The organism is Roseofilum sp. SBFL (assembly GCF_017746885.1).
Taxonomy (GTDB): Bacteria; Cyanobacteriota; Cyanobacteriia; order Cyanobacteriales; family Desertifilaceae; genus Roseofilum.
The window spans coordinates 1-9640 of the sequence record NZ_JAGHZH010000161.1 but is presented as its reverse complement, the minus strand read 5'-3'; the positions used below and the strand labels follow the sequence as shown (position 1 = coordinate 9640).

The 9640-nt window shown below is 46.5% G+C and carries 6 protein-coding genes and 2 pseudogenes; 6 read left to right on the top strand and 2 right to left on the bottom strand.

Going from position 1 to position 9640, the window contains the following annotated elements:
* The 6 genes and pseudogenes from J7545_RS17240 to mutS form a co-directional block, all read left to right on the top strand.
* Positions 1-145: pseudogene (locus J7545_RS17240) on the top strand (photosystem II D2 protein (photosystem q(a) protein)); the annotation flags it as partial.
* Positions 146-653: 508 nt separating this feature from the next.
* The gene (locus tag J7545_RS17235) at positions 654-932 is read left to right on the top strand and encodes a 4a-hydroxytetrahydrobiopterin dehydratase (RefSeq protein WP_318698281.1); all 279 of its coding nucleotides are present in this window, start codon (positions 654-656) and stop codon (positions 930-932) included.
* A gap of 57 nt (positions 933-989) precedes the next feature.
* Positions 990-2840 carry an iron uptake porin gene (locus J7545_RS17230; protein WP_318698280.1) on the top strand — a complete coding sequence of 617 codons (1851 nt, stop codon included), beginning with the start codon at positions 990-992 and terminating at the stop codon, positions 2838-2840.
* A 39-nt stretch (positions 2841-2879) separates the two neighbouring features.
* Positions 2880-3020 carry a hypothetical protein gene (locus J7545_RS17225; protein WP_318719915.1) on the top strand — a complete coding sequence of 47 codons (141 nt, stop codon included), beginning with the start codon at positions 2880-2882 and terminating at the stop codon, positions 3018-3020.
* A gap of 86 nt (positions 3021-3106) precedes the next feature.
* Complete coding sequence (locus J7545_RS17220) at positions 3107-4798, top strand: iron uptake porin (protein ID WP_318698279.1); 1692 nt, start codon at positions 3107-3109, stop codon at positions 4796-4798.
* 401 nt (positions 4799-5199) lie between these two features.
* Positions 5200-7809, top strand: a complete 2610-nt coding sequence (gene mutS, locus J7545_RS17215; protein WP_318698278.1) for a DNA mismatch repair protein MutS — start codon at positions 5200-5202, stop codon at positions 7807-7809.
* Between the two features lie 188 nt (positions 7810-7997).
* Here mutS and psbC read toward each other — a convergent pair whose 3' ends face one another.
* Complete coding sequence (gene psbC / locus J7545_RS17210) at positions 7998-9359, bottom strand: photosystem II reaction center protein CP43 (protein ID WP_413038720.1); 1362 nt, start codon at positions 9357-9359, stop codon at positions 7998-8000.
* Positions 9360-9495: 136 nt separating this feature from the next.
* Positions 9496-9640: pseudogene (locus J7545_RS17205) on the bottom strand (photosystem II D2 protein (photosystem q(a) protein)); the annotation flags it as partial.

The window sequence follows — 9640 nt, the reverse complement described above, 5'->3', positions numbered from 1 at the left end:
AGCAGAAGACCCAGAATTTGAAACCTTCTACACCAAGAATATCTTGTTGAACGAAGGAATTCGGGCATGGATGTCCCCGGCAGACCAACCCCATGAGTTCTTTACCTTCCCTGAAGAGGTTCTTCCTCGCGGTAATGCTCTGTAATTGTCAATTCTGAGAATTCACCCCAATGTTAGGGTGGGCAGTACTTGCCCACCCTATTTTTTTGCTCTCTCCGTATCTCTATGTCGCTGCATCCCCGTATTCCCCCCACTCCCCACTCCTTTACTCCCCGATTCTGGAACTCTGTGCTAAGGTGATTCACAGGTGCAAGGCACTTAGAGCTAGATGCTCTCTTACTCGTTTACGAGTGTACTGTTGCAATGTTTAGGAGGTGATGCCTATGTCAGATAGCAGTAAATGCATGGGTCTTCAGGTTCGAGTATGCCGGCTGTGGGCCGGGGCTGTTCTCTAAACGCTAGTCTTACGTTAGAAAACCTATCGTCAAAATGACTAGCTGGGGTTCCTCCCGGCAGTCAGGTTTCAAACTGAAGACCCGCTACACCGCTCTCACTCTCAAACGTTCAAAATTGGATCGCTCTTAAGAGCTGAAGAAATTGGACATTCACCAGTGAGAGCGGATAGTCATGAAGCAAAAGGGAAAATCAAAGGAATGACTAAACTGACTCAAGCCGAAATACAGGAAAAAGCCAAAATCCTATCTGGATGGGAACTGGTGGAAGAGAGCCTACAGTGCCAGCGCCTGTTCAAAGACTTTGTTGAGGCGATCGCCTTTATCAATAAAATAGTCGAACCAGCGGAAAGCGCCAATCATCATCCCGACCTCTCCATCTCCTACAATCGAGTCAGCATTACCTTGACAACCCACGATGCAGGTGGTTTAACAGAAAAGGATTTTGCTTTGGCACAAGCGATCTCCCAAATAGAATAAGGTAAACTAAAATAAGCTTCTAAAGTTAAAAGCTTAAAGGTGTGAGGAGCAAGTAAAATGTCGAAATTTCTGTGGAAGACCCTGTTGGTAAGTCCAGCAGTCCTGACTACGTTGATCTCTGGTTCTCTCGTTCATGCGGCTGAGAGCATCAGTAACCCGTCCGTGGTTAACCGTCAATCTCTAGATATAAATATTAATGATTCTTTCTCCATTGGAGTCCCCGAATCCTTGGATCTTGAAGTTCAACCCTCTTTGATGGCTCAAGAGCGGTCTACTCTAGATCAAGTAATTGAATACAGCAGCGACGGAGAAGAAGTCGAAGAAGAAGTCGAACAAGTTACCTCCGTTTCTCAACTGCGGGATGTACGCCCCACTGACTGGGCTTTCCAAGCTCTACAATCCTTAGTCGAGCGCTATGGCTGTATTGCCGGCTATCCAAATGGAACCTATCGGGGGAACCGAGCTATCACTCGGTATGAGTTTGCTGCAGGCTTAAACGCTTGCTTAGACCGAATTAATGAACTGATTGCGGCAGCTACAGCTAATGCTGTTACCCGTGAAGACTTGGCAGTTCTGCAACGGCTCCAAGAAGAGTTTGCCGCAGAGTTGGCAACTCTTCGTGGTCGTGTGGATGCCCTAGAAGCTCGCACTACAGAGCTAGAAGCTAACCAATTCTCCACAACTACCAAACTGGTTGGTGAAGCCATTTTTGCCGTTACCGATGCCTGGGGATCGGACCGTAGTATCCGGCATTCTCGGTTCAATGTGGGCCGTCGTAGAGCATTCTTAGGTGTTTCCAATAGTTTTAATCCAGATCTCGATGGAGGCGTAGATGACTATGCGAGTGACAACGGGACCGCTCTGATGGGTCGTGTGCGGATGAACCTGAATACCAGTTTCACCGGAAAAGACCTATTGTTGACTCGTCTGCAAGCCGGTTCTTCCGATCGCTTTAACTTCCAGCGAGAATCTGGTCAAGGACTGCAAACCTTCCAAGTTAACCGGGAAGCTAACGATCAACTCTATGTAGACAAGCTTCAATACTACTGGAGCTACAACAATCGGACTAATGTCGTTATTTCTGCCATTGGTGGAACTTTTGATGACTTTGTACCTACCCTCAACCCCTACTTTGAAGATTACGATGGGGGTAGCGGGTCTCTCAATACTTTCTCGCAACGGAACCCCCTATACCGGATTGGGGGTGGTGCAGGGATTGGTCTAGATATCAACTTGGGTGACTTTAAATTCCTGAATTTAGGTGCGGTGAACCTGAGTTGGGGATATTTGGCGGAAAACGGACAAAACCCCCGAAATGGTAATGGTCTCTTTAATGGAGACTATGGGATGTTAGCTCAGTTGACCTTTACCCCTTCTAATAGTCTCTCCTTTGCCTTTACCTATGCCAATGGCTATCATGACCAATACAGCCCCATCTTTGACAATGGATACGGGTTTGACTTGGTGAGTACCCCTCAAACACGGCTGTTAACGGATTTAGGACGGACGGCAACCAATTCCTATGGGGGAGCTATTTCTTGGCGGCTGAGTCCGAAGTTTGTGGCGAATGCGTTCGTTGGCTATACTGATGCCCAGTTGTTGACTCAAGGACAACGGGGGAGCGGGGAAATCTGGACATATGGTCTAAACATGGCCTTCCCCGATCTATTCCGAGCCGGTAATGTTGGGGGACTCTCTGTTGGTGTGCCTCCCACTTTGACTGGGGTAAGCTTGCAAGGTGGAGTAGATAATGGTACTCCCATCAATATTGAAAGCTTCTACAAAATCCGGATTTCCGATAATATTTCGGTCACTCCAGGGGTAACGGTCTTAATCAATCCTTTCCAAGATGCTTTGAATGAGGATACAGCAGTGATTGGAACCCTGAGAACGACCTTGTCGTTCTAAATAGAGACTTTCTAGCAGAGGTGCTAAGGTCTTCAGGTATTGCCCAAACCTTACACCCTGTTAGAACAAGAAGGCTGGAACAGGAAAATCAAGTTAGAATCGAAAGCACCTCGTCAAAATCCTGCCAAAAATCCAATCATGGTGCAAGATAGAGGACAAGACGGAGTTAGTAAAACCTAACATGAGTATCCTGACATTCCAGCGTTTAGGTGATAAAATCCCAGATGGGAAGTTGACGATTCTTTAAGGTGTGAGGAGAAAAAGCAATGAAGTCAAAACTTCTATGGAAATCTATTAGTCTAACCCCAGCACTCTTGGGGGCTGCTTTGTTTGTATCGGGTGGTTCGGCTCTAGCCCAGCCCGCAGAAACCAACAATATAGACCAAATCCAAGAGTATTCTAGAGGAACACGCAGCAGTGGCTCGATTGGCCAAGTTACCTCGGTTTCCCAATTGCGCGATGTTCGTCCTACAGACTGGGCGTTCCAAGCACTGCAATCCTTGGTTGAGCGCTATGGTTGTATTGCGGGTTATCCCAATGGAACCTATCGGGGTAACCGAGCGATGACTCGCTATGAGTTTGCGGCTGGGGTTAATGCTTGTTTAGATCGCATCAATGAGTTAATCGCTGCTGCGACTGCCAACTTGGTGACTCGCGAAGACCTGGCGGTACTGCAACGGTTGCAAGAAGAGTTTGCTGCTGAATTAGCGACCTTACGAGGACGAGTAGATAGTTTGGAAGCACGGGTGGACTTCTTGGAAGAACACCAATTCTCTACAACAACTAAATTGAATGGAGAAGCGATCTTTGCTCTTACAAATGCTTGGGGAGACAACAAGCCTTTGAGAGGATGGGGTCCCGATCGCCGTAGAATTCCTGGCTCGACAACAGCAGGTGGGCGGCGAGCAGATGTGGAAGATAACATGACGTTGTCTGGTCGTGTCCGTCTGAACTTCGATACGAGTTTCACGGGTGAAGATAGTTTGAGAACCCGACTCGAAGCAGGAAACGTTGAAGGGACTCGTCTTGCACTGGGAACCAGTACAGCTCGTTTAGCTTATGAAACCAATACGAATGAAGAAGTAAATGTCGGGATCTTGACCTACCGTTTCCCCTATGGTGGATACTTTGAGAACGGCGCTCCTAGAGGTCAGATGCAGATTGGGGTAATTGGTCAAGCCCATGATGACTTAATTCCAACCTTCAGTTTGAATAGCTCAGGTAGTGGTGCTATATCTCGCTTTGCTGCTCTCAGCCCGATCTACTCAGGAGGTGATGCGGGGATTACCGGTCTGTACTACTTTACGCCAAGCATTAGTCTCGGTTATTCCTACCTGGCAAGCGATGCAGAAAACCCAACGAGAGGAAATGGGCTATTCAATGGTAGCTTTAGTGCGATGGGTCAGTTGAGCTATGAAGGAGACCGGTTTGGTATTGGTTTCACCTATGCTCGCGATTACATCTCTGGCGTTGGCCGAGGTGCAGGTGGGCTATCTGGCCCCCTCAATCGGGGAATCGGGGTATTAGCATCCGATCCCTTCCGGAAGTCTGGAGAGGCGATCGCTGCTGATTCCTTCGGTCTGGCAGCAGAGTGGCGAGTTAGCGATCGCTTTGTTCTCAATGCTTGGGGTCATTACATGAACGCTCAAGACCTGGATCGTCAAGGCCGCGATCGCTTAGATGATGCAGAGATCTGGAACTGGATCGTCGGATTCACCTTCCCCGATCTCGGTGCAGAAGGTAACTTAGGTGGCCTGATGGTGGGTATGCCTCCCCATGTTACGAACGGAACAGGAGAAGCTCCTGACACCCCAATCCATCTAGAAGCTTTCTATCGCCTCCGTTTAACCGACAATATCTCCATTACCCCTGGTTTCCTTGCCGTGTTTAACCCAGAAGGAGATAGCCGGAATGATTCTGTTTACGTGGGAACCATTCGGACTACCTTCAAGTTCTAGAATGCTTGCCTAATTTCTAAAAAACTAAGGAAGGGGTGTACTCATAGTACACCCTTTTCTATTCTTTGAATTTATATCAAGCCTATTGATTTATTTAAGAAGTGAGTTTTTAGAACCTGCTCTATCTCGCGTTATTGAGTAAGGGGAGAGTATTCACTATAGCGCTTCGCGCTAGGCAATAGGCAATAGCTTGTATAGCTTCAAGCTGTACCTCATAGAAGAGACAAAGGCTATATCCTCTTCTATCACTCTGGGAAATTCATTAGAATTTCCGTCATTACAGCCCGCGATTTCCAACGAAAGAATTAGGGTTTCATCCCCCTGTTTCCGAAAGTGACAGAAGAGGGATATGATCGCTAGAGGTAATTCTTCCCCAAGATATTTTTAATTTTTATATTGATATGAGTTATTCGGCTACCGCTTCGGAAGACTTGAATATTCCTAATGCTGATTATCAACAATTGGATATCAAGAAACTCACGCCTATGCTTCAGCATTATGTGCAGGTGAAAGAACAATATCCCCACGCCTTATTGCTCTACCGAGTGGGTGATTTTTTTGAATGCTTTTTTCAAGATGCGGTTACTCTTTCTGTGCAGTTAGAATTAGCGCTCACGAGTCGAGATGGAGGGAAAGAAATTGGCAGAGTGCCGATGACTGGGGTTCCCCATCATGCACTGGATCGCTATTGCCCTCAATTGGTAGAAAAAGGCTACCCGGTAGTGGTCTGCGATCAAACGGAAGATGCGGCAGTTGCAGCAGCCGAAAAACGGATGGTGACCAGGGAAATCACCAAAATTCTTACTCCTGGAACTCTCACAGATGAGTCGATGTTAAGCGCTCGTCAAAATAATTTTTTAGCAGCCGTGGTGTTGGTTAAAGACCATTGGGGATTAGCCTATGCGGATATTTCTACAGGTGAATTTTTTACCACTCAAGCGAGTCGCTTAGAGCATTTAAATCAGGAATTAATGCGGTTACAACCTTCGGAGATCCTAATGCCGACGGATGCACCGGATCTGGGTAAAATGTTACGCCCAGGGGAAAAGTCTGAGGAACTTCCGGAAGGATTACCAGGCTGTTTTTGCTATTCCTGGCGATCGCAAGTCGTATTTAGTTTACAAGATGCAACTGAGCGCCTGCTGAGTAAGTTTAAGGTCAGATCTTTGGAGGGTATGGGATGCGATCGTATTCCGTTAGGGGTTCGTGCTGCGGGTGGACTGCTCGAATACGTGGAGGAAACCCAAAAACAAAATGCTGTAACCCTACAATTATTGCGGAGTTATTCGACCCAGGATTTCCTCATTTTAGACCATCAAAGTCGCCGTAATTTAGAAATTACGGAAACTGTCCGCGATCGCACGTTTAATGGCTCCTTACTCTATGCGATCGATCGCACGTTAACAGCTATGGGAGGGCGTGCCCTACGTCGGTGGATCTTGCAACCGTTATTGAAGCTAAAAGGCATTGAAGCACGACAAGATACCATTGAAGAATTAGTAAAAGATACGGAATTAAGGGATTTAATTCGTCAAGTTTTACGCCAGATTGCCGATCTAGAACGGCTCACCGGGAAAGCGGGATCGGGAAGTGCGAATGCGAAGGATCTAGTCTCTTTAGCTGAATCTTTAGCCCAGTTACCTACGTTAGCCCAGTTAGCTAGTAAGGGGCGATCGCCGTTTCTGAGAGCGCTGCAAACTGTACCGCCAGAATTAGAACAATTAGCTCATACGATCAAAGCCTATTTAGTAGAAAATCCACCTCAGCAGTTAAAGGAAGGAGGTTTGATTCAAGCAGGAGTGAATACTGACTTAGATAGGATGCGATCGGATGCAAAAGAAGATCAAGAATGGTTAGCTTCTTTAGAAACTCGCGAACGGGAAAGAACAGGTATTTCTAATCTAAAAGTGGGATATAATAAAACCTTTGGATATTATATTAGTATTTCTCGATCTAAAGCCGATCGGGTTCCAGAAGGCTATACTCGCAAACAAACTTTAGTTAATGAAGAACGCTATATTACTGAAGAATTGAAAGAGCGAGAAGCCCGAATCCTGACTGCGCGAGAAGATTTAAACCAATTAGAATATGAACTATTTGTGCAATTGCGAACCGAAGTGGGGGAGCAAACAGAGTTAATTCGCACGGTTTCTCGTGCCGTTGCTGCTATTGATGGGTTATGTGGATTAGCAGAAGTTGCAGTTGTTGAAGGGTACTGTCGTCCCACCTTAACTGAAGGACGAGAAATACTGATTCGGGAGGGACGACATCCAGTAGTTGAGCAAACTTTAGGACGGGCATTTTTTGTCCCTAATTGCACAAGTTTAGCTAAAAATGATCAAAAAAAGTCTACGGATCTAGTCATTTTAACGGGGCCAAATGCCAGTGGTAAAAGCTGTTATCTCCGGCAAGTGGGCTTAATTCAACTGATGGCGCAAATTGGCAGTTTTGTACCAGCAACATCCGCTACATTAGGGATTTGCGATCGTATCTTTACCCGTGTTGGTGCAGTCGATGATTTAGCTACCGGTCAATCTACGTTTATGGTAGAAATGAATGAAACTGCTAATATTCTCAATCATGGCACATCTCGCTCCTTAGTCTTATTAGATGAAATTGGTCGCGGAACTGCCACCTTTGACGGTTTATCGATTGCTTGGGCAGTAGCCGAATATTTAGCAACAGAAATCAGAGCAAGGACAATTTTTGCCACCCATTACCATGAACTGAATGAATTAGCATCCATCTTAGACAATGTAGCCAATTACCAAGTCACCGTCAAAGAAATGCCCGATAAAATCATCTTTTTGCACCAAGTTCAACCGGGTGGTGCAGATAAATCCTATGGCATTGAAGCCGGAAGATTAGCGGGTTTACCCAAGGTGGTGATTGAACGAGCTAAACAAGTGATGACTCAGATAGAGCAACATAGTAAAATTGCTGTTGGCTTGCGCCAAGGCATTCCTACATCAGAAAAAGATGGAGAAGAGGGGGAGGAGAGGGTGGAATAAACCTATACCTTAATTCATTACAGCCCTTTGCGATTACCTCGTAATATGGACTTCACAACACTACGAATCAATACATTTTCGATCTTGGCGAAGCGATTAAAAAAGAGAGATGGATTAATCCATCTCTCCTTCTCAGCTCCCAGAAGCTTAGTTAAGCTTTGGAATATAGGGTTTTGAGAACCTAAAAATTAATCCAGGTCACCCATAGACAGAACTGGCTCATTTTCGCGGTCAATTCCTTTTTCAAAGCCAGCCGCAGCAGCACGAGCGCGACCTGCGTGCCAGAGGTGACCAATAAATAGGAAGAAGGCAAAAATGAAGTGAGAACCAGCCAACCAAGCACGGGGGTTAACATAGTTAAACCCATTAGGCTCAGTAATAATTCCACCTACGGAGTTGATAGAACCGTTAGGTGCGTGAGTCATATACTCAGCGGCACGACGCAGTTGCCAAGGTTGGATATCATTTTTCAGTTTGTTGAGATCCAAACCGTTGGGGCCACGAAGAGGCTCTAACCAGGGGCCTTGGAAATCCCAGAAGCGCATGGTTTCACCACCGAAGATGATTTCACCAGTGGGAGAGCGCATCAGGTATTTACCTAGACCGGTTGGGCCTTGTGCAGAACCGATGTTAGCTCCTAACTTTTGGTCACGAGCTAAGAATACAAAGGACTGAGCTTGAGAAGCTTCAGCATTGGTGGGGCCGTAGAATTCGCTGGGATAGGCTGTATTGTTAAACCAAACATAGGCAGCAGCCACAAAGCCCATCAGAGAAAGAGCAGCTAAACTGTAGGACAGATAAGCTTCACCCGACCAGATGAAGGCGCGACGGGCCCAACCAAAAGGCTTGGTAAGAATATGCCAAATACCACCGGAGATACAAATCAAGCCAATCCAGATATGACCACCGATGATATCTTCCATGTTATTCACCCCAATGATCCAGCCTTCTCCACCAAAGGGAGCATCGACGAGATAGCCGAAGATCACAGCCGGGTTTAGGGTAGGGTTACTAATGATACGAACTGCACCACCACCAGGGGCCCAGCTATCATAAACACCACCGAAGAACATGGCTTTGAAGACCAACAATAAGGCTCCTATTCCTAAGAGTATTAAGTGGTAGCCAATGATATTGGTCATTTGATTCTTATCTCTCCACTCGTAACCGAAGAAAGAAGAGTAGTCTTCTAAGGTTTCGGGGCCACGAACGGCATGATAAATTCCACCTAGTCCTAAGACGGCAGAAGAGATCAGGTGGAGAACACCAACTACAAAGTAGGGGAAGGTGTCTACAATTTCCCCACCAGGACCAACACCCCAGCCGAGGGTAGCGAGGTGAGGGAGAAGGATAGCACCTTGTTCATACAAGGGTTTTTCAGGGATGAAGTGAGCCACTTCAAACAGGGTCATTGCGCCAGTCCAGAAGACAATGAGACCGGCGTGGGCAACATGAGCGCCCAGCAGTTTACCGGATAGGTTAATTAAACGGGCGTTACCAGCCCACCAAGCAAAACCGGTGGATTCTTGGTCACGACCGCCCATTACCATTGAAGGATTAAAAGTGCTTTGCACGCTAGTCGAACCTCTTGTTCTACTCTCTACGATCTAGGTCAAAAAAGGTGAATTGATTCAAGGGATGTGAGCCATTATCCCTGATTTGGGGATAATGACAACAGGTTTGTTTTTATAGAGCATTACCGCGAGGAAGAACCTCTTCAGGGAAGGTAAAGAACTCATGGGGTTGGTCTGCCGGGGACATCCATGCCCGAATTCCTTCGTTCAACAAGATATTCTTGGTGTAGAAGGTTTCAAATTCTGGGTCTTCTGCT